Annotated in this window: 15 protein-coding genes; 6 read left to right on the forward strand and 9 right to left on the reverse strand. The window is 72.0% G+C overall.

What is annotated here, in order from left to right:
* Window positions 1-113: 113 nt before the first annotated feature.
* Window positions 114-1,550 (reverse strand): serine/threonine-protein kinase, encoded by a 1,437-nt coding sequence (locus Air01nite_RS13080; RefSeq protein WP_203702337.1) that lies wholly within the window; start codon window positions 1,548-1,550, stop codon window positions 114-116.
* Between the two features lie 78 nt (window positions 1,551-1,628).
* Here Air01nite_RS13080 and Air01nite_RS13085 point away from each other — a divergent pair, with 78 nt between their 5' ends.
* From Air01nite_RS13085 to Air01nite_RS13095, 3 genes are all read left to right on the forward strand, one after another.
* Entirely contained in the window at window positions 1,629-3,077 is a 1,449-nt protein-coding gene (locus Air01nite_RS13085) for a glycosyltransferase family 39 protein (protein WP_203702339.1), read from the forward strand.
* 59 nt (window positions 3,078-3,136) lie between these two features.
* Window positions 3,137-3,877, forward strand: coding sequence for a metallophosphoesterase (locus Air01nite_RS13090; protein WP_203702341.1), 741 nt, complete (start codon window positions 3,137-3,139; stop codon window positions 3,875-3,877).
* Between the two features lie 386 nt (window positions 3,878-4,263).
* Window positions 4,264-5,511 carry a hypothetical protein gene (locus Air01nite_RS13095; protein WP_203702343.1) on the forward strand — a complete coding sequence of 416 codons (1,248 nt, stop codon included), beginning with the start codon at window positions 4,264-4,266 and terminating at the stop codon, window positions 5,509-5,511.
* A gap of 139 nt (window positions 5,512-5,650) precedes the next feature.
* Here the strand turns inward: Air01nite_RS13095 and Air01nite_RS13100 are convergent, their stop codons facing one another.
* Genes Air01nite_RS13100 through Air01nite_RS13125 form a run of 6 tightly spaced genes read right to left on the reverse strand, consistent with a single transcriptional unit; the run spans window position 5,651 to window position 11,199 of the window.
* Window positions 5,651-6,394, reverse strand: a complete 744-nt coding sequence (locus tag Air01nite_RS13100) for an ABC transporter ATP-binding protein (protein WP_203702345.1) — start codon at window positions 6,392-6,394, stop codon at window positions 5,651-5,653.
* The gene (locus Air01nite_RS13105) at window positions 6,375-7,196 is read right to left on the reverse strand and encodes an ATP-binding cassette domain-containing protein (protein ID WP_203702347.1); all 822 of its coding nucleotides are present in this window, start codon (window positions 7,194-7,196) and stop codon (window positions 6,375-6,377) included. The genes Air01nite_RS13100 and Air01nite_RS13105 overlap by 20 nt, the downstream gene beginning before the upstream one ends.
* Window positions 7,193-8,005 carry an ABC transporter permease gene (locus Air01nite_RS13110; RefSeq protein ID WP_203702349.1) on the reverse strand — a complete coding sequence of 271 codons (813 nt, stop codon included), beginning with the start codon at window positions 8,003-8,005 and terminating at the stop codon, window positions 7,193-7,195. Before Air01nite_RS13110 ends, Air01nite_RS13105 begins: the two co-directional genes overlap by 4 nt.
* Window positions 8,002-8,961 (reverse strand): ABC transporter permease, encoded by a 960-nt coding sequence (locus tag Air01nite_RS13115; RefSeq protein WP_203702351.1) that lies wholly within the window; start codon window positions 8,959-8,961, stop codon window positions 8,002-8,004. The genes Air01nite_RS13110 and Air01nite_RS13115 overlap by 4 nt, the downstream gene beginning before the upstream one ends.
* Window positions 8,958-10,469: an ABC transporter substrate-binding protein gene (locus Air01nite_RS13120; protein WP_203702353.1), complete on the reverse strand. Its 1,512-nt coding sequence runs from the start codon at window positions 10,467-10,469 to the stop codon at window positions 8,958-8,960. Before Air01nite_RS13120 ends, Air01nite_RS13115 begins: the two co-directional genes overlap by 4 nt.
* Before the next feature lie 37 nt (window positions 10,470-10,506).
* Complete coding sequence (locus tag Air01nite_RS13125) at window positions 10,507-11,199, reverse strand: DUF1684 domain-containing protein (protein ID WP_239090684.1); 693 nt, start codon at window positions 11,197-11,199, stop codon at window positions 10,507-10,509.
* Window positions 11,200-11,330: 131 nt separating this feature from the next.
* Here Air01nite_RS13125 and Air01nite_RS13130 point away from each other — a divergent pair, with 131 nt between their 5' ends.
* Complete coding sequence (locus tag Air01nite_RS13130; protein WP_203702355.1) at window positions 11,331-12,296, forward strand: helix-turn-helix domain-containing protein; 966 nt, start codon at window positions 11,331-11,333, stop codon at window positions 12,294-12,296.
* Between the two features lie 4 nt (window positions 12,297-12,300).
* On the opposite strand, the gene Air01nite_RS13135 is transcribed toward Air01nite_RS13130, so the two are convergent.
* Complete coding sequence (locus tag Air01nite_RS13135; protein ID WP_203702356.1) at window positions 12,301-15,759, reverse strand: S8 family peptidase; 3,459 nt, start codon at window positions 15,757-15,759, stop codon at window positions 12,301-12,303.
* Window positions 15,760-15,895: 136 nt separating this feature from the next.
* On the opposite strand from Air01nite_RS13135, the gene Air01nite_RS13140 reads away from it, so the two are divergent.
* Together Air01nite_RS13140 and Air01nite_RS13145 are read left to right on the forward strand one after the other, a co-directional pair.
* The gene (locus Air01nite_RS13140) at window positions 15,896-16,597 is read left to right on the forward strand and encodes a GNAT family N-acetyltransferase (RefSeq protein ID WP_203702357.1); all 702 of its coding nucleotides are present in this window, start codon (window positions 15,896-15,898) and stop codon (window positions 16,595-16,597) included.
* A gap of 52 nt (window positions 16,598-16,649) precedes the next feature.
* Window positions 16,650-19,796: a BTAD domain-containing putative transcriptional regulator gene (locus Air01nite_RS13145; RefSeq protein WP_203702358.1), complete on the forward strand. Its 3,147-nt coding sequence runs from the start codon at window positions 16,650-16,652 to the stop codon at window positions 19,794-19,796.
* Here the strand turns inward: Air01nite_RS13145 and Air01nite_RS13150 are convergent.
* Window positions 19,789-20,451 (reverse strand): HAD family hydrolase, encoded by a 663-nt coding sequence (locus tag Air01nite_RS13150; RefSeq protein WP_203702360.1) that lies wholly within the window; start codon window positions 20,449-20,451, stop codon window positions 19,789-19,791. The genes Air01nite_RS13145 and Air01nite_RS13150 overlap by 8 nt on opposite strands.
* Window positions 20,452-20,470 lie beyond the last annotated feature (19 nt).

The raw sequence follows: 20,470 nt of genomic DNA on the forward strand, positions 1-20,470 counted from the left end.
CCGGTCGGCGGTAGCCGCTGGCTACGACGCCGGAGGTCCGTGGGTTAGTCCGTGTCGCTGGTGAACCAGGTTTATCGTCTGACCTTTCCCCGACTGCGGGATTTGTCGGTTCGTCAGGACGGGCCGCGGTAGCTGCTGGCTACCAGGCGGAAGCGTGGCGCGTCGGTGGGCCAGTTCGTGTCGTCGGTGAACCACGACAGTGCGTAGGCACGGCCTGGTTCGGTTGTGACCGTGATGCGGCGGGCGTGTCTCGGCTGGGCGGCGTTCCAGGTGAACTCCCAGTCGGCGCCGCCCTCCGCCGCGCGGACCGGGCCGATCCGCAGCCGGGCGTAGCCCGGTAGGGCGCCGGCCGCGGACTCCTGTCCGCGCCACAGATCGGCCGGGTCCGCGGTCGGGCGTATCGCCGGGTCGACCGCCAGGGTCGCCGTGCCCCGGGGGGCGCGGAAGCAGACCGCGTCGCCGGCGGCGAAGCGGGACCAGCCGACCGGCACCGCCACCGTGAAGCCCACTTCGTCCGTGTGCCACCGCCAGCCCTGCGGCAGCGCGAACGCCCCGGTCTCCGCGTCGGGTGCGGTCGCGGCTGGGTCGGGCTTCGCGTCGAGGCAGGCGTGGGCGGAGGGTGGCGGGGCCGGCGGGCTCGACGGCAGGGCGACCGCGGCGGCGGTGCCGGCCGAGGCGAGCGTCAACGCCGCCGCGCCCACCACGACGGCCCGCCAGTGGCGGCGGTTTCGGCGCGGGATCTCGCCCTCCGCCACGGCCGCCAGCAGCCGGCGGGTCTCGTCGGACCGGGCCCGGATCGCCGGGTCGCGCTCCAGCAGCCGCAGGATCGCCGGGGCCAGCGGGCCGGCGCGCTTCGTCGGGTCGGGTGGGCCGACCGCCAGGGCCGTCAGGGTGGCGACCACTGTGGAGCGGTGGAACGGGCCGACGCCTTCGACGAGTGCGTACAAGGTGGCGCCCAGCGACCACAGGTCGCATTCCATCGTGGACAGGCCGCGCCGCGCGGCCTCCGGGGCCACGAAGTCCGGCGAGCCCAGGACCTGGTCCGGGACCGTGACGCCGCCCTCGGCGACGACTGCCAGGCCGAAGTCGGTGAGTACCACGCGGCCGTCATCGGCCAGCAGGATGTTCTGTGGCTTGACGTCCCGGTGGATCACGCCGGCCCGGTGTGCGGCGTCGAGGGCGGCGAGGATCTCCAGGCCCAGCCGGGCGGTCTCGGCCGGGTCGAACGGTCCGCGTTCCACGAGCACGTCGTGCAGCGACCTGGCCGGAACGTACTCCATGATGATCCATGGTCTGTCCGTGCGGATCACGTCGAGGACGGCGACCACGTTGGGGTGCCGCAGCCGGGACGCCGCCTGTGCCTCACGCAGCGTCGCCCGCCAGCGGTCCTCGGCCGTGGCGGTCGGCAGCCATGCCGGCGACAGGATCTCCTTGACCGCGACCGGACGGCCGAGGATCCGGTCGTGTCCGCGCCAGACGCGCCCCATGCCGCCGGTGCCGATGACGTCTTCGAGGACGTACCGGTCGGCGAGTACGGTTTCGGCGGTCACAGCTGTGGTTCGGTGCCGCCGCGGGGTCGGATTGGTGGGGGATCCCGCCGGGGCCGCCGGACCGCTAGCGTCGTGCACGTGGACGACACGGGGGAGGGCCGGCCACCCGTCGCATGGGGTCCGGTCGGTGGGGTCGCGGTGCTGCTCGGCGTGCTGGTCGCGGCCACGAGCAACGCCTATGGCTACCACCGGGACGAGCTGTACTTCCGGCTCCTCGGCGAGCATCCGGCCTGGGGCTACGTCGACCAGCCGCCGCTGACGCCGCTGCTCGCCCGGCTGACGACCGCGGTCTTCGGCGACCACCTGTGGGCGCTGCGCGTCCCGGGCTCGCTGGCGGTCGTCGCGACCGCGATCCTGACGGCGCTGCTCGCCCGCGAGCTCGGCGGCCGCACCGGTGCGCAGGTGTTGGCGGCGCTCGGCGCGGCGGGCACCTTCCCGTTGGTCTTCGGCCACGTGCTGTTGACGGCGACGGTCGACCTGGTGGTCGTGGCGGCGGTGCTGCTGTTCGTGGTGCGGGCGCTGCGCGGCGACCCGCGCTGGTGGCTGGCGGCGGGGCTCGGGGTGGGCATCGGGCTCTACAACAAACACCTGGTGGTGCTGACACTGGTGGCGATCGGCATCGCCCTGGCGGTGGTCGGCCCGCGCGAGGTGCTGGTCTCGCGGTGGCTCTGGGCTGGTGTCGCGGTGGCGGTCGTCGTCGGCGCGCCGAACATCGTCTACCAGATCGCCCATGACTGGCCGCAGCTGAAGATGGCGGAGGCGATCCGCGAGGACAAGGGCGCGGATTCCCGGGTGCTGTTCGCGCCCCTCCAACTGGCGGCGATCGGGATGTTCTTCGTGCCGGTCTGGGTCGCCGGCCTGGTCCGGCTGTGGCGGCTGCGCGGGTTGCGGGCGCTGGCTGTGGCGTACCCGGTCCTCTGTGTCCTGGTGCTCGTCACCGGCGGCCAGCCTTACTACACGCTGGGTCTGGTGCTGGCGCTGTTCGCGGCGGGCTGCCCGGTGGCGGTGCGCTGGCCTCGACTGTTGGTCGGCGCGGGCGTCGCCGCCAACGTGGCCGTGTCGGCGGTGTTCGCGCTGCCGCTGCTGCCGGTCGCGGTGCTGGCGCGCACACCGATCGCGGACATCAACCAGGGCACGAGCGATCAGATCGGCTGGCCGGTGTACGTGGACCAGATCACCTCCGTCTACGCGGCGCTGCCCCCGTCGGACCAGGAGCACACGGTGATCCTGACGGCCAACTACGGTGAGGCGGGCGCGCTGTCCCGCTTCGGGGTCGGACTTCCCGCTGTCTATAGTGGACACAACGAGCTGTGGTATCGCGCCCGGCCGCCGGACTCCACTGTGGTGGTGATCGCGGTCGGCTACGGTGACCCGCTGGGCGCGCTGTTCGGGTCGTGCCAGGTCGCGCGGGACCTCGACAACGGGGTGGACATCCCGAACGAGGAACAGGACAACGATGTACGCGTCTGCCGCGACCCGATCGCCTCGTGGTCGTCCCTGTGGCCGAGGCTGCAGCACTTCTCCTGAGGGCCACGCGTGAGGTTTTGGTCCTCCACCGGGCGCGCCGAGGTCCGTACGTTGGCAGCATGATCATTGCGCACCTGAGCGACATCCACGTCGACGACGGGGAGCGCAGCCGGCGTCGCGTCGAACAGGTCGTTCGCGAGCTCGGCGGGCTGCGGACGCCGCCGGACGTGGTGCTGGTGACGGGAGACATCGCGGACCACGGCACGGAGGCGGAGTACGCGCTGGCCCGTGAGCTGCTCGCGTTGCCCGCTCCGGTGTTGCTGTGCCCGGGCAACCATGACGCCCGCGGTGCGTACCGCAAGGTGATGCTGGACGAGCCGCCGAGCGACACGCCGATCAACCGCGCCCACCGCATCGGCGGGGCGCTGTTCGCGATGTGCGACTCGAGCATCCCGGGCCGCCACGACGGTGTGCTCGCCGCGGAGACCCTCGACTGGCTCGACGCGGAGCTGACGGCCGCCGCGGACCTGCCGGCTTTCGTCTGCTTCCACCACCCGCCGACCGTGCTGGGCGTGCCCTACGTCGACCGCATCCGGCAGTTCGCCACGGAGCGGCTGGCCGAGGTGGTCGGCGCACACCCCAACGTGGTGGCCCTCCTCTGCGGCCACGCCCATACGCCTGCCGCCAGCATCTTCGCGGGCCGGCCATTGCTGGTCGCGCCCGGCGTGGTGTCGACGATCAGGCTGCCGTTCGAGCCCGCCGCGGCGCCGATCGACGAGGACCTGCCGCCGATGTTGGCCTACCACGTCCTCGACGAGGACCGCCGCCTCGCCACCCACTACCGGGTCGTCCCAACCTAGTGTCTCGGGGTTCTCAGCCGTGCGGCCCGAGGGCCTCGTAGTAGATCCTCGAATTGTCCGGACGCTTCCCCTGGTCGGACCGCTGTCAAGTGGGCGGCAGGGCCCAGGGAGTCCGGCCACCATGTCGTCGTTGGTTCCGCCGTCGACGGCATCGAGGACGCCACGGCGAGTGATCCGGTCGGCCTGCGTCTGAGGCGTGACCCGCAGGCGGCACAGGATGTCCGGGGGCGTTCGGGATGGTTGCCGCGTAGCGCTGCCACTGCTGACGCGTCACCACGACCCCGGCTGGCAGGCGAGGTGACCGCTGGCGTGGTCCCGGCGTGATGTAGACCTTAGGCGTGGAAACCGAGGGTAGGCGAAAGGGCCCGGACCGGCGCGGATCGGCCGTGTTCGCCGGTGCGATCGGTGCGCTCGCCGGCGTGGCGCTGACGGCTGGTTGGGGCACCACCGCGATCGTCATCGGCGGGGTGGCCGGCGCCGCGGTGCTCGCGGCCGCCGACGTGGTCGCGCGGACCCTTCAGAAGCCCGGCGAGATTCCGGCGCTCTGGTCCCGCATCGTCATGAGCGCCGCGCTCGTCGCCCCGCTCGGCTGGGTGGTGGGCCGGCTGACCGGGCTCGGCCCCGTCGTCGTCGGTGTTCTCGCCGGGGCGCTCGTCGGGCTGTTGGGCATCCGGCCACACAAGGTCGTGCTCGGGCCGCTGCTCGGCGCCGGGGTCGGTTGGGCGCTGGGTGCGCTCTGGGGCGATGTGCCGGCCGCGGTGGTCGCCGCCGTGACGGTGGTCGTCTTCCGTACCACCTCCGCTTTGATCTTCCGCGACGCCCAGGTGAGCCTGCTCGCGGAGGACGTCGATCCGGCGGACCTGCCGTTCGTCGTGCCGCTCGAGGCCCGCAGCCGCTACGTCGGCACCGGCTACGTGCGCGAGTTGGCGGCGGTCGTGGGCGGCGACTACCACCCCGCCACCCCCGACATCGGTATCGTCGCCAGCCTCGACGACCTGGCCGGCCCCGCGTTCGCTCCAGGTGGGGTGGATCCGCGGGTGCGGGAGTTCTACGAGCACACGACCCGCTTCGCGCTCGACATCGTGCCGCAGTGGCGACTGTGGGTGCGTCCGGGCTACCTGCTCTACCGCACGGTGGTGGCGCGGCCGCTCGGCCAGGCGAACGTGCCGATGAACCAGCGCGAGACCCAGCGCGGCATCCTGAGCCGGATCGACACCATCACGCGCCGGGAGGACGCGACGGTCAGCGTCCGGGGTTGGATCCGGTCGTTCGCCGACACCGACGAGCCGATCTACGTCGGCATCTACACCACCTATCGACACAAGGACAGCGGGTACGTGAGCGTCGGCTTCCCGCTGCCCCAAGCGAGTTTCACGGCGACGCTGGAACCTCGGACCCGTCCCGACGGCGGGCTGACGTTGACCAGCCGCGGACAGGGCGACCAGCCCGGCCACTACCTGACGTACGTCGACGCGGAGACCCGACGGCTGACGGCATTGAGCGTGCACGGTTTCGCGGAGCGGCTCGATGTCTTCGTCACCGCGGACGGAGACCTGGTCGCGGACCACGCCTTCAGCGTCTTCGGCCTACCGTTCCTAGTCCTCCACTACCGCATGCACCGCAAACCCGCCTGACAGAGCGCGAGGCGGCGGCCCAGGAAGCCGAACCCGCAACAGCCAGGGTCGTTTGTCCTAGGATGCTCTAGGCGACGTGCCGGCAGTCGCAAGGAGGAGAGCGGCGCCGACGCCGAGACGGGTGTGTTCGGCCGCGGGCCTATCGAGGTAGGCGGGGAATGCTCGCGATCAGCCGCTGGGTGTACGGATCCCGCGGACCGCCGAGCACCTCGCTCGTCGGACCCTGCTCCACCACACGCCCGCGTTCGAGCACGACCGTGTCGTCGCAGAGGCTGGCCACCGCGGCCAGGTCGTGGGAGACCATGACCAGGGTCAGGCCGCGGGTCGCGCGCAGCTCAGCCAACAGGTCGATGACACGGACCTTGGTGGTCACGTCCAGAGCGCTCACCGGCTCGTCTGCGAGCAGCACCGTCGGCTCCACGGCGATGGCGCGGGCGATCGCGATCCGCTGGCGCTGACCGCCGGAGAACTCGTGCGGATAGCGGTCCGCGGTGTCCGCCGGCAGGCCGACCGCGTCCAGAGCCGCCGCCACCCGCGACCCGTGGTCGGTGAAACCCAACGCCCGCAACGGCTCCGCGACGATCCGCGAAACCTTCTGCCGAGGGTCCAAGGAGGAGTACGGGTCCTGGAACACCGTCTGCACGTGCCGCCGGAACGGCCGGGCGGCCCGATGACCGGTCGGCAGCGGCTGACCCTGGAAGAGCACGACGCCCGAGGTCGGGCGGCGCAGCCCGAGCAGCAGGCGCAGCAGCGTGGTCTTCCCGGCCGCCGACTCACCCACCAGCGCCACACTCCGCCCAGGAGTCACCCCGAACGAGACGCCGCTGAGTACGGGAGCGCCGTCGGCATACCGGAACCCGACGTCACGCGCCTCGAGAATCATCTGACACCTCCGGAGTCAGGTCGAGGGCGGCGTCGAGGCGGCGCGCGCTGGCCACCAGGGAACGGGTGTAGTCGTCGCCCGGGTTGGACAGGACCTCAGCCAGCGGGCCGGTGCGGACGGCGCGGCCTTGGGACAGGACCAGCACCTCGTCCGTGACCTTGCCGATCACCGCCAGGTCGTGGCTGACGAAGAGCAGGGCCATGTCGTGGGCCGCTGCCAGGCGGTCCAGCAGGGCGAGCACTTCCGCCTGGACCGTGACGTCCAAGGCCGTCGTCGGTTCGTCGGCGATCAGCAGCTTCGGGCGGCAGGCCAGGGCCATCGCGATCGCCGCGCGTTGCCGTTGGCCGCCGGAGACCTCGTGCGGGTAGGCGCCTGCGACCCGGGTCGGCAGGGCCACCTCGTCCAGGGCCGCGGCCACCGCCGATCGCAGGGCCGCGCCGCGCAGTCCGCGGTGGCGGCGCAGCGGTTCGGCGATCTGTTTGCCCAGGCGCATCAGCGGGTCGAGCGCGGTCGACGGCTCTTGGAAGACGACGGCGGCGGCGTGGCCGCGTACCCGGTCGAGCGTCCGGTCCCGGGCTCCGATGACCTGGGTTCCGTCCAGCAGCACGCTGCCCGTGGCCCGCAGGCCCGGCGGCAGCAGCCCGGTGACGGCCAGTGTCGTCAGCGACTTCCCCGACCCGGACTCGCCGATGAGGCCTAACCGTTGACCTGGTTCCAGGGCGAAAGAGATGCGGTCGACAATGGGCTGACCTTCACCGGATTTCAACAGAATGCTGAGATCCGAAACCGACAGCAGACTCATCGGTGCCTCCGCCGGGTCGGGTCGGCGACGTCGCGCAGGCCGTCGGCGAGCAGGTTCACGCCGACCACCAGCACCACCAGCAGCACGCCGGGGGCGATCGCGCCCACCGGTGCCGTCAGGACCGTCGACTGCGCCTCCTGGAGCAGCCGGCCCCAGGACGCGTTGGGTGGCGGTGGGCCGAGACCCAGGTACGACAGGCTGGCCTCGGCCAGCACCGCCAGGCCGAACTGGAGCGCGAGGTTCACGGCCAGCGTCGGCCAGATGTTCGGCAGCACGTGCGCCCACACGATCCGGGGCCAGCTCACACCGGACGTCCGGGCCGCGGTCACGTAGTCCATCGCCAGCACGCGCTTGGCCAGCACGCGGGTAAGTCGGGCGACGATCGCCGACATCGCGAGGCCGATCGCCACGATCGCCGACGCCAGGGACGCGCCGCGGGCCGCTACCACCAGCATCGCCAGGAGCAGCGTGGGGAAGGCGATCAGGATGTCCAGCAACGCCGCGAGTGAGTCGTCGAGCCAGCGGTTGGCGAACGCGGCGAGCAATCCGGCCGCGCCGCCCAGCAGCGCGCCGAGTGCCACCGCGCCGGCGCCCACGGCGACCGCGATCCGGGCGCCGATCATCAGCCTGGTGAGCAGGTCGCGGCCGAGCTTGTCGGTGCCGAGGAGGTGGTGGGCGCCGGGGCCTTCGAGCCGGCCGCCCGTGGTGTCCGCGGCCGGGAACGGCGTCCAGAACAGCGACAGCAGCGCGACCGCCAGCACGACGGCCACCAGCACGATGCCCGTGACGAGGAAGGCTCGGCGTCTCATCGCCGGGCCACCGCGCCGCGCAGGCGTGGGTCGATCAGCCGCTGCGCCACGTCCGCCAGGAAGCCGACGACCAGCACCGCGAACGTGCTGACGAACAGCACACCCTGGATCACCGGGTAGTCGTGCTGCGCGATGCCGCGGACCAGCAGGCTGCCGAGCCCGGGCAGCGCGAACACGCTCTCGATGACCACCGCGCCCAGGAACGTGGTGGCCAGTTCGATGCCGAGCACCGAGACCACCGGCACGGCCGCGTTGCGTACGCCGTGCCGCCACATCGCGCCCACGAACGACGAGCCGAGCGCCCGCGCGGTCCGGATGTGGTCGCTGCCCAGCACGTCGAGGGTCGCCGACCGCACGTACCGGATCAGCGACGCGGCCATCACGACAGCGACGGTGACCACCGGGAGCACCAGGGCGGTGAGAGCGTCACCGAAGGCGGACCACCCGGCCGGGGGGAACCCGCCGGCCGGGAGGACACGCAGCCGCAGCGCGAACAGCCAGACCAATAGCAGACCCAGCCAGAACGCGGGTACGGCGATGCCGAGCTGCGACACGACCCCGACGAGCCCGCCGTACCAGGTGTGTGACCGGTGCGCGGCGACGAACCCGACCGGCACCGCCACCACCACCGCGAGCACGAACGCGGCCAGCGTCAGCGGCACCGTGACCGCCAGGCGGCTGACGATCTCCGGGCCGACCGGCAGCGAGCTGACGAACGACGTGCCGAAGTGGAGGGTGGCGAGCTGGGACAGCCAGTGCCCGAACTGTGCCGGCAGCGGCCGGTCGGTGCCGATCTGGTGGCGGGCGGCGGCGACCTGGTCGGGCGTCGCGCCGACGGACAGCAGCGCGTTGGCCGGGTCGCCGGGCAACAGCCGCAGCAGCACGAACAGCACGATGCTGGCCAGGAAGAGCGTGCCGACCAGCAGCGCCGCCCGCCGCACCAGATAGCGGGTCATCCCTTGCTGATGCCGTATGCGAAGAACTGCGAGTTGAGCCCGTTGACCGGGTAGCCGGACAGCTTTGTCGACGCGACCACGATCTGCGGGTAGAGGTAGAGCCAGTCGCTCGCGGCGTCCTCGGCGATCTGGCGGTCGGCCTTCTTGAGCAGCTCGGTCTGGTCGGCCTCCGAGGACGCCTGCTCGGCCTGCTTGATCCAGTCGGTGACCTGCGGGTTGTCGTAACCCCAGTAGAAGGACGGGTCGCCGTACCAGACGACGTCGCGGTCGTTGACGTGCTCCTGCAGCGTCGCCGTGAAGTCCTTGTTCTGGTAGACCTTCGTGTACCACTGGTCGGGCGTGATCACGTTGATGTTGACCGTGATGCCGACCTTGGCCAGCTCCGACTTGACGAACGCCGCGACGGTGGGGTGCGGGTCGTAGTTGGGCGTGTCCAATGTGAACGAGAACCCGCCGGCGTGCCCGGCGTCGGCCAACAGCTTCCGGGCTTCGTCCACGTTGTACGCGTTGACGCCGGTCAGGTCGGTGTGCCACGGGTCGCTCGGCGGCACCATCGAGCCGATCAGCGTGCCGTGGTCGCCCCAGATCGACTGCAGCAGCTTCTTGTCGTCGATGGCGGCGCTGACCGCCTTGCGCACCTTCACGTCGTTGAACGGCGCGACCCGGTCGTTGAACGCGAGGAGCAGCTTGGTGGTCGACTTCCCGTCGTTGACCTTGTAGGCCGGGTTGTCGGTGAACTGTGCCAGCGCGTCCGGGTTCTGCTCGCTGGTGACGACGTCGACGGCGTTGGTCAGCAGTGCGTTGTCGAGGGCACTGCCGTCAGTGAAATAGTGGAACACCACGCCGCCGTTGGTGGCCGGCGTGCCCCAGTAGGAGGGGCTCTTCGTCAGCGACAGTGACGAGCCGCGCTTCCAGCTGTCGAGCTTGTAGGGGCCGGTGCCGTCCTCCTTGGCCTGCAGGTTGCCGGCCTGGTCGTTGACGATCCAGACGTAGCTCAGGTTGTAGACGAACGAGATCGACCGGGTGGCCAGGGTGATCGTGACGGTCTTCGGGTCCGGCGTGGCGATCTGCTTGATCTCCGGGAAGCTGCTCTTGCGCGCCGACTTGGAGTCGGGAGCGAGCACCTTCTCGATGCTGTATTTCACGTCGGCGGAGGTGAGTTGCTTCCCCGAGTGAAAGGTCACACCATCGCGAAGGGTGAACGTATACACGAGGCCGTCGGGGCTGACCGTGTGCGCGGCGGCCAGCAGCGGCTCGACCTTGCCGTCGTCGGTCAGCCGGAACAGCCCTTCGTAGACGTTGCCGTTGAACGCCTCGGTGATGCCCTGACCGCCGCCGGCGGTGTTGTCGAGGTTCTGCGGTTCGTAGAGGGAGCCGACCTGGACGACGGCATTGGGGTCGGCGGACGCGCCGGCAGTGGCGGCGCCACCGCCGGCCGAGCCGCAGGCCGCCAAGGCCACAGCGGTCGCGAGGGCGGCGCCGAGCAGCGCGATTCGTTGCTTCTTCACGTGTTTGTCTCCGGCATGCAAAAAAGAAATGGGGGGTTCAGTGCGCCTGGAAGCCGCCGCGGAAAAGTGGCAGCTTCTCGCCGGCGGTGACCGGCCGGCGGAAGCGGTTCTGCCGCGGCGGCATGGGACAGTTGTATTGCCCGGAGAAACCGCACGGCGGCACGTAGGCCTGGTTGAAGTCGAGCACGACCCGGTCGGCGCCGGGAGCGCGCGGCACGATCAGGAACCGGCCCGCGCCGTACGAGGTGACGCCGTTGGTCTCGTCGCCGAAGACCAGCAGCAGCGTCCCGTCGTCGTCGAACGCGTCGAGGGCGTAGTCGACGCCGTCGAGCGTGAAGAGGATGTCGCCGGGCACGGCGAGGTCCCGGGTCAGGCCGTTGTCACGCAGGTGCTCGAACGCGACCTGTCGCGGCAGATCCTGGGGCACGAACCGCGCCTCGACGACCCAGGCCGGGTCGAACGGGTAGGCGTCGATGCCCGCGAAGTGCCGGTTGGCCGGCGAGTCGGCGTCGAAGCGCCGCACACCGTGCTCGACCCCGCCGGTGACCAGGTCGCGCCGCTGGATCGGCACGCTGCCGGGGTGGTCCTCGACGCGGGCGCCCCAGATGGTCTCGACGAGCGCGAGGTTGCCCTCGGGCCCGGTGACCCGCGCGATCCGGGCGTCGCGCCACGCCGGCCAGCCGGCACGGGCGCGGTCGACCGCCGCGGTGGGGGCGTGGAGCGTGGGCACGGGCGGCTCGTCTTTCCGATCGGGGTGCATAACTCGGCTTAACCTACTGCCTTGGTGGGTTAATCCGTCCAGTGCCCTTGATCACAAGGGCGGGACGGCCTGCCGAGGAGATCATTCGTACAGTGGCCCGCATGGATGAGCTGCTCACGGCCGCCGAACGGGAGGCGTACCGGCTGCTGGTCCGGCTCGGTCAGGCCGACACGGCGGAGCTCGCGGCGGCCCTGCCGGCCGGCGACGCCGCGGCACTGCTGGCCGCGTTAAGGGCAAAAGGCCTGGTCAGCGCGGGCACGGTGGCCCGGCCGCTGGCACCCGACGTGGCGCTCGGCGACGCGCTGCTGCGCCGCCAGGAGATGCTCGACGACGCCCGGCGCACGGTCGCGGCGCTCAGCGAGGACTACCGCCGCCACAGCCGCCGCCGCGACGCGGACCACCTGGTCGAGGTCATCGTCGGCCGCGACGCGCTGCGGGGCCGGCTGCGGGAGATGCAGGACGGCGCCCGCACGGAGATCCTCTGGTTCTGCCGCGCGAACCCGCTCGCGATGGCGGGCCCGGACAACACCGAGGAGGACTCGGCGCTGGCCCGCGGGGTCCGGTACCGGGCGATCTACGAGCGGGAACTGCTGGAGAAGCCGGGGGAGCTGCCCAGCATCCTGGCGTCGATGGCGGCCGGCGAGCACGCCCGGACCCTGCCGGCACTGCCGGTGCGGCTCGCGATCGCCGACCGTGAGCTGGCCATCTGCCCGCTCGTGCCCGACGAGGCGCGGGATCTGGGCGAGCCGACCGCGGCGCTGATCCGCTCCAGCGAGCTGCTCGACGCGCTCGTGGCGCTCTTCGAGAGCTTCTGGGAGCGGGCGACCCCGCTGCGCGCCGACGGCTCCGCGGCCGACGACCTGAGCGAGGCCGAGGTGCTGCTGCTGTCGCTGGTCGTCTCGGGCCTGCCCGACAAGTCCATCGCCACGCACCTGGGCGTGAGCAAACGGACGGTGCAGCGCCGCCTGGACCGCCTGATGGGCCTGGCGGGCGTCGACACCCGCACAGGCCTGGCGTTCCAGGCAGCCCGCCGAGGCTGGTTGACCGCCCCGGCGGGCCGTTCCTGAAGCGTCAGGCGCGGGGATACGCGCGGATGACGGTCTGGTCGATGCTGTTCCCGGCCCGGTCGGTGGCCCGCACCCGCAGCGACACCGGGGTGTCACCAGAAGGCACGACCACGGTGCCGTCCCGCACCGACGCCGACTTCCACCGTGCACCGTCGTCAGTGGACACCTCGACACGCAGGTCCCGCAGCTTCGCGTTGAAGGCCAGGGCGACACCATCGCGGCGTACGGAATAGTCCACAGTCAACAGAGGCAGATCCCCGGCCGCACCGGAGCGGAACGTCCACTCCGTCGAGGTGCGGATGCCCACCGTCCAGTCGTCGCCGCCGTGTGCCGTGGTGACCCGCAACCGGTAGGCCGCGTCACCCGGCGTCGTGTCGACGTTCTGCCAACCGTCGGGCAGCTCGGCGAGCACCGTCCCGTCGCGCCACAGGGTCGCGCTCGCCTCCGGGATGTGCTCGTAATGGCCTTCGCTGTCGACCAGGCCCGGCACCCGCAGCCGCAGCACGTCGCCCACCCGGCTCGAACCGAGGTCCGTCGGCCGGACGACCGGCGCACCCCAGCTCTCCTGCGAGCGCCCCGGCTTGACCGACTTCGGCTGGTCGCGGAAGCCCGTCATCAGCGGACCCCAGCCCCACGGGTAGCCGTCGGACACGTAGTGCTGCCACAGCGAGTCGCCGGCAGACACCCACTCCTCCCGGACCGAGGGCGTGCGGGCGTCGCGGGACGTGTCGTTCCACGCGTACTCCTGCCACGGCCGCCAGCCGAACCGCTGCTCGCGTACCCAGTCGAAACCGCCGTTGTCCGCGTAGCGGGTCGTGACCCGCTGGCTGTTGGCCGGCGTCACCTTGTGCACCACCTGGGCGGGGATGCGCCCGGGGGAGACCTGGATGACGTCGTAGAGGTACGGGCTCGACGTGGTCAGCTTGAGCTCCAACGTGGACCGTCGCGTCAGTGCCGCGGCGGTGGGCTCGTCGAGCACCAGCGAGACGACCGGCAGGCGTTCGCCGTCCGGCGTCCAGCTCGTCCACGTGGAGAAGTCCGGTGGCCGCACGAGCAGGGCGACCGCCGCCCCGGCCCGGGCCGCCGCGTCGATGCGGGCCAGCTCGTCCTGCTCGTCCGCCGGGATCAGCACGGCCTTGCCGCGCACGTCCCGGTCGCCCCAGTTGGCCAGGGCGAAGCGGCGGGTGCCGGCGTAGGCGGGGGAGTTGCCCATCAGGTTGAGGTCCACCGGGCCCTTGACGCCCGGCACCCGCGCCTCGACCATCGGAGCCACCAGTTGCCAGCGGGACGAGAACTCGAAGCTGCCCGCCCGTACCCGATCGGTCGGCACGGTGTTGACCTGCTCCACGTTGCTGAAGTGCATGACGCCGTGGGCGATCGACCGGCCGGTGCCCGTCACCCGGTGCGCGTAGTAGCTGAGCACCGTCTGCTGCTCGGCCGGCTTCGGGGTCTCGATCCGGATCGGGCGGCCCTTGCGGGCGTCGACGACCACCTCGATGTCGCGGTCGACCGTCAGCTCCGGGATGAGGGTCACGTTGGCCTGCTCGTCGTTGCGGGCGCCGTCCTCGAACACCGCCTGCAGGATGAACGTCCCCTCTCGGACCTCGAACGTCGAACCGCCCTCGCCGGCCCAGGCGAGGATGTCGGAGCGGGCGTCGTCGCCGAAGAGGGTCACCACCGGGACCATGGTCGGCTGGCCCGTGCGGTCCAGGGCGCGGACCGTGACGTGGTGGACCGGGCCGTCCTTGACGGCGCCGACGGCGGTGGTGACCCGCACGCCGGTGGCGGTCGCGGTGATCCAGCCGCTGAGGGTGCCGACTGGGAGGGTGCCGAAGTCGACGGTCGCGTCGACGGTGGCGGTGCCGTCGGCGGGGACGGTGACGGTGGTGGCGCTGAGCGTGACCGCGGCCGGGCCCGTCAGCGCGAGGGTCACGGGGGTGCTGCCGCTGTTGGCGTACGTGATGGTGCGTCTGCCGTCGGTCGGTGGCTCGCCGACGGTGTGCAGGCCGAAGTCGGCGATGCCCGTGCCCGTGACGGCCTGTGCGCTCGCGCGGGCCACGTCGACGCGGCCGGCGCCCTGCGCGTACACCGGCTGATCCGGCGCGGTTGCCGCTGTGCTGACCAGCGCGTCCTTGATCTTCGTGCCGGTCCAGTCCGGGTGCTGCTGGGCCAGGATCGCGGCGGCGCCGGCGACGTGCGGGGTCGCCATCGAGGTCCCGGACGCGGCCGTGTAGCGGGCGTCGACCGGCGTGCCCATGGTCGTGCCGGCGGCGCGGGCGGCGACGATGTCGACACCGGGCGCGGTGATCTCGGGCTTGAGGCCCTGGTCGCCGACGCGGGGGCCGCGGCTGGAGAAGCTGGCTAGCTTGTCCTGGCGGTCGACGGCGCCGACGGTCAGCGCGCTGCGGGCCGCGCCCGGTGCGCCGACGGTGCCGGCACCGCCCGCGTTGCCGGCCGCGATCACGAACAGGGCGCCGCTGCGCTCGCTCAACTCGTCGACGGCGAGGCTCATCGGGTCCAGCCCGTCGGTCGGTTCGCCGCCGAGGCTCATGCTGACGACCTTGGCGCCGCTGTCGACGGCCCACTGCATGCCCTCGATGATCTGCGACTCGTACCCGGATCCGCTGTCGTCGAGGACCTTGCCGACGAGCAGGTTCGCGCCGTACGCGATGCCCTTGCGGCGCCCGTCCGACGCGGCGCCGGTGCCGGCGATGGTGGACGCGACGTGCGTACCGTGGCCGTGGTGGTCGACCGCGTCTGCGCTGAGGCTGAAGTTGCGGGCCTGCGCGACCTTGCCGACCAGGTCGGGGTGGGTGGCGTCGACGCCGGTGTCGAGCACGGCGACGGTGACGCCGCGCCCGTCGAGGCCGCGCTGCCACGCTTGCGGCGCGCCGATCTGTGCGGCGCTCTGGTCGAGGGCGGCGCGGACCTTGCCGTCGAGCCAGATGGTGCCCTGCGCCGTCCGGGCGGCGGGGTTGGTCTGGGCCCGCCAGAAGTCGGCGAGGGTGTCCTTGGCCGGTGCGATCGCGCTCGCGCCGATGCTCGGGAGGTTCGGTGCGGTGCGCTGGTTGACGCCGCCGCGGACGATCAGCGGCAGGGTCCTGGTGGCCGCGTCGCCGTAGCCGTCCGCGATGAGCCGGCGCACGTCGAAGAGGTCGACGTCGAGACGCTTCGCTTCGATCAGGGGCACGGCGTCGCTGGGCACGACCCGCAGCCCGCCGTCGACCTCCAGGGTGTGGAACGTGATGCGCTCGCGGCCCTCGGCCGGCTGCACGGTGGCGGCGTAGCGGCCGTCGGCGGCCTGGACGAGGCTGACGGTGTCGCCGGTGACGAGGGTGATCTGGGCGCCGGTCGGTTTGGCGGCGGGGGTGGCCGCGGTCCCGGGTGGGGATCCGTGGGCCACCGCGGCTCCGGGCAGGACCGCCACACCGACGGCGAGGCCGGCGAGCAGACGACTGAACATGGGGGACTCCTTCGCGCGGTGGTTCGCTGCTCGCATCCTGGAGTCTCGATATTCATGTTCGTGTTACCTGAGCCTGCCGCAGTGCGGACATGGCGCGATGTGGACACATTTGCCGGCGTCTTGACATGATGCGGCAATGACCGATGATCCACTGCTGACCCGGGCCCGCCGGCTCTGGTGTCTGCTGGCCGGGTCACCGGTGGTTTTCGGGGGTACGGGCATCGACATGGCTGTCGCACCGCGCTCGGCGCTGTGCCCGCCGGGGTGGGTGGGGGTGGTCGCTCTGGGTGAGGTGGCCATCGCGACGGTCCCGGACACGCCGACGATGCGGACGCTGGCCTGTCTGCCGCGGGAGTCGTGGCTGTCGGCCGGTGCGGTGCTCGCCGGGCTGCCGGTGGTCGAGGAGGTCGGGCCGGCCCGACTGTCGTACCTCGCGCCTGAGTCGTTCCGGCCCGCGGCGGCCGGGTGCGATGCGGTCGCCGCGGACGATCCGGGGGTGAAGGCGCTGCTCGCCTCGGTGCCCGCCACCGACGAGTCCGGCCTGGCGGAGATCACGTCGCCGGCGTTCGTGGTCCGCGAGGAGGCGCGGGTGGTCGCGGCGGCCGGCTATCGCCGCTGGCCGGGCGGCACCGCGCACCTGTCCGTGCTGACCGATCCGGCCGAGCGTGGTCGCGGCCTGGGCCGTTGCGTGGCGTCGGCGGCGGTGTCGGACGCGCTGGCGGAGGGCCTGCTGCCACAGTGGCGGGCGCGGGAGGAAGCATCGTGCCGGGTGGCGGCGGCGCTGGGGTTCCGGGACCTGGGCTGGCACCTGAGCCTGCGCCTGGCCGAGGAGTCCTGACCGCGTGGCCTTGCCAGTTCATCCGGTCCAGCCGGACGACGATGGCGTTGGTGTGCGCCTACAGGTCCTCGGCCCGTTGCGGGCGTGGCGGGACGGTGTCGAGCTGGAGATCGGCCCCCGGCAGCAGGCGTACCTGCTGGCCCTGCTGCTGGCTCGGGCGGGCAGGCCGGTCAGCGCCAGCGAGTTGATCGATCTGATCTGGGACGACGACGCACCCAGCAGCGCGCTCAACGTCGTCCAGAAGTACGTCGGTGCGTTGCGGCGGCTGCTCGAACCCGCGCTCCCTTCCCGGACTACCGGCTCGTACCTGCACCGCCGCGGCAACGCCTACCTGTTGACGGCTCCGTCCGGCATGTTGGACCTGGTGGCCTTCCGGGGGCTCGTCGAGGCGGCGGAGGAGGCCCTCGCGGGGCATCGTCACGAAACGGCGCTCGATCGCTACATCGAAGCGCTCGGCCTGTGGCAGGGCCGTGCGGGCGAGGGATTCACGCATGGGCCGACGGCGTTGCCGATCTTCGCGGCCCTCGACGACGAGTTCCACACCGCATGCGCGGCGGCGGCCGAACTGGCGATCTCGCTGGGCCGGCCGGAGCTCCTGCTGCCGGCCTTGCGGCTGGCCGCATCGACGGCGCCGTTCCATGAATCGGTGCAGGCCAGCCTCATTGCCGTCCTCGGGGCCGCCGGACGCCGTGCGGAGGCGCTGTCGACGTTCCGGGCGGTCAGCGCCTGCCTTGCCGACGAGCTCGGTGTCGACCCCGGCCCGGCGCTGCAAGCGGCATATCTGCGGGTACTGGCGCAGCCTCCGACGTCTCCGGTCGTGTCGGGTGCGGACGTCGCGGGTGACGGCCCGTCGGCGCCAGCGGCGGCCGGGCTGGTCGGCCGGGCCGAGGAGCTCGCCATCCTGCGGCACGCCGTCGAGAAGGCACTCACCGGCCACTCGGCGCTCGCCGTCGTCGAAGGCGAACCGGGCGTGGGCAAGACCCGCCTGCTGCAGGAGGCCGCCGCCGAAGCGAGCCGGCTCGGCGCGTTCGTGGTCTGGGGTTCCTGCCTGGAAGGTGATGGAACGCCGTCGATGTGGCCGTGGGAGCAGGTGCTCCGCCCGATCCTCGACAGCCTGCCGGCGCCGTTGCGGGAGCACTGGCTCGCCGGTGAGCTCGGCGGCCTCCTCGAACCGCGAACGGACACGGCGGTCGCGCCCGCGGTGCCGGACAGCGGCGCCCAGTTCCGCCTGCTCGAACAGGTCGTCACCGTCGTCGGGCAGGCCTCGGCGCAACGGCCCACGCTGCTGATCGTCGATGATCTTCAATGGGCGGACATCGCCTCGCTCCGGCTGTTCGGCCACCTCGCGGCCCGGCTACCCGCCGGCACGGTGATCATCGGCGCGTTCCGTGACCGGGCACCCGTGCCCGGCTCTGAATTGTCGCGGGTCCTGGCCGCGGCCAGTCGGCTGCCGGACCACCGCAGGATCCGGCTCGGCCCGCTCGGCCTGACCGAGGTCACCGAGCTCATCCGCCGCGAAACCGGCCAGGAACCGGACGCTGACGTCGCCCGCGGCATCCATGCGCGTACGGCTGGCAACCCGTTCTTCGTGCGCGAGCTGTCCCGGCTCCTGAACGACGGCGGCTCGCTGCGCGACGGCGAGGCGGCCGGGGTGCCCGCCACCGTACGAGACGTGGTCCGCGACCGGCTGACCGGTCTCGACGACACCGCTCGCGACCTGCTGCAGGTCGCCGCGCTCATCGGCCGCGACGTGGACCTCGCCCTGCTCGCCGGCGCGGCCGGCGTCGAGGTCGCGGACTGCCTCGAACGCCTCGAACCGCTTCACGCGCTCGGTCTGCTGGAAACCAGGCCGGAAAGCCCGCACTCGCTCCGGTTCGCGCACGACCTCGTCCGCGAGTCGGTCACCGAGACCACCACGCGGCAGCAGGCCGTCCGGCTGCATCTGCGCGTTGCCGACGCCCTCGAACGCACCCACGTGGACGACGAGTCTGTCGCCGAACGCCTCGCGTACCACCTGTGGGCCGCCGGCCCGCTCGCCGACCCGGCTCGCACCGCGAAGGCACTGGCCCGCGCCGGCCGCCGCGCGGCGGCCAAGCTCGCGTTCGCGGCCGCGGCTCGGCACCTGGAGTCGGCCGCCCAGATCGCGCGCACGGCCGGCCTGCGGGACCTGGAGCTGTCGGTCCTGTCACTGCTCACCCTGGTCGCCAGGCGGCACGCGGGATACGGCGGCTCGACGTTCGACCTGCTGGAGCGGGCCGAGTACCTGGCCCGCACGCTCGGCCACGAGACGCAGGCCGTCGACTTCCTGTTCATCCGGCTGGTCGGCGCCTACACGTCGATCGAGAAGGACCGTGGGAGGTGGGCTCGCCGGTTGTACGAGCGGGGACAGGCGTCGGCCGACCCGATCGTCCAGGCGTACGGTCGGCAAGCCTGGGGCCTGTACCAGTGGGACATCGGCGACATCGGCGAGGCGTACCGCTGCCTGCGCGCCCTGGGCGACACCGGCGCACACCACCGTGCCAGCGACCTCGGACCGTGGAAGGTGCCGAACGAATGGATCGGTTGGCTGGCCGTGATCACCGCGTTGCACGGCGATGTCGAGACGGCACGGTCCGCGATCGACAAGGCCTACCAAGCCGACGAAGACCCGTTCGCGATGTCGGTCTGGGCCTACTACCACACCATGGCGGCCTCGATGGCCGGTGACGCACGATGGGCGAGGTGGGCGGCCGAGCGGTGGATCGCGGCCGGCGCCGACCGCTCCGGCGTCGCGCAGGAGCACTACATCCGGCTGGACTGGCTCTGGGCCTGTGCGCTGACCGGCGACGACCCCGCCGGCAAGGCGGCAGAGGCCGAACAACTCCTGGCCGCGACTCTCCTGCACCCGCCGCGCTGGGGCATCGCCTACCACTACGGACTCATCGCCGAGATGTGGCTGGCAGCCGACCTGCCCGACGCGGCCGCAACCGCCCTCGACCGGGCCGACCAGGCCCTCACGGCCTACGGCCAACGTTTCGCCGAAGGGCTCCTGCTGTTGCTGCGCGCACGCCTGCTGCACGTCCGCGGCGCATCCGTCGACGTCGTACGGGCCGCCGCCGAGGCAGCCCGCGCCCGATCGGACGAACGCGGGGCTTACCTGTTCTCGCGCCGCGCCGAGCGGTTCCTGGCCGACATCGACCAGGAATCCGCGGTCAGCTGATCGCGAAGTCTGCGTTGTGCCTCGCGACCAGGGTCGGGAGTTCGTCCAGCGAATCGATGCGGAACAGGCATTGGTCGGACACGGACGCGGTGTCGAGGATGTAGCCCCACGGGCCGCGGCGGATCAGGCAGGTTCGCATGCCGGCCTCGTGCGCCGGGCGCACGTCGTTGTCGGGCCGGTCGCCGACGTACAGGATCGACGACGGGTCGCCGCCGCCTTCGTGGACGACCCGTTCGAAGAAGGCCGGTGACGGCTTCGACACGCCCCAGCCCTCCGACGTGCCGATCATGTCCACGGACAGGTCGAGCGCGCGGAGGATCGGCTCGGCGTGTGCCGGCTGGTTGCCGGCCAGGCCGACGAACAGACCCTGCTCCCGCAAGGCGGTCAGGCACGCACGCGCGTCCGGGTAGAGATCCTCTTCGCCGAACGACTCGGCCTTGCCCGCGGCTGCCCGGCGCTCGCGTTCGGCCGCGAGGTCGATTCCCGGCCGGAAGGCCTCGAACGTCTCGCTGTAGTCGAGACCCCGCGCGATGACCGCACCGAGGACCGCCGAGAGCGTGTGCCGGGGAACGCCGAGCCAGTCGGCCCAGGTCTCGAACTCGCGCGATTCGTCGAGAATGGTCCCGCCGACATCGAGAAAGACCGCCTTGATCACTCGCGTCCTCCGTCACGCT

The organism is Asanoa iriomotensis, assembly GCF_016862515.1.
GTDB classification, from domain to species: domain Bacteria; phylum Actinomycetota; class Actinomycetes; order Mycobacteriales; family Micromonosporaceae; genus Asanoa; species Asanoa iriomotensis.

What these genes read in the sequence shown, in the direction of transcription:
- Air01nite_RS13140 (WP_203702357.1), top strand. Translation starts at nt 15,896, where the DNA reads ATGACCGATGATCCACTGCTGACCCGGGCCCGCCGGCTCTGGTGTCTG.
- Air01nite_RS13105 (WP_203702347.1), bottom strand. Translation starts at nt 7,196, where the DNA reads ATGAGTCTGCTGTCGGTTTCGGATCTCAGCATTCTGTTGAAATCCGGT.
- Air01nite_RS13115 (WP_203702351.1), bottom strand. Translation starts at nt 8,961, where the DNA reads ATGACCCGCTATCTGGTGCGGCGGGCGGCGCTGCTGGTCGGCACGCTC.
- Air01nite_RS13100 (WP_203702345.1), bottom strand. Translation starts at nt 6,394, where the DNA reads ATGATTCTCGAGGCGCGTGACGTCGGGTTCCGGTATGCCGACGGCGCT.
- Air01nite_RS13110 (WP_203702349.1), bottom strand. Translation starts at nt 8,005, where the DNA reads ATGAGACGCCGAGCCTTCCTCGTCACGGGCATCGTGCTGGTGGCCGTC.
- Air01nite_RS13135 (WP_203702356.1), bottom strand. Translation starts at nt 15,759, where the DNA reads ATGTTCAGTCGTCTGCTCGCCGGCCTCGCCGTCGGTGTGGCGGTCCTG.
- Air01nite_RS13090 (WP_203702341.1), top strand. Translation starts at nt 3,137, where the DNA reads ATGATCATTGCGCACCTGAGCGACATCCACGTCGACGACGGGGAGCGC.
- Air01nite_RS13130 (WP_203702355.1), top strand. Translation starts at nt 11,331, where the DNA reads ATGGATGAGCTGCTCACGGCCGCCGAACGGGAGGCGTACCGGCTGCTG.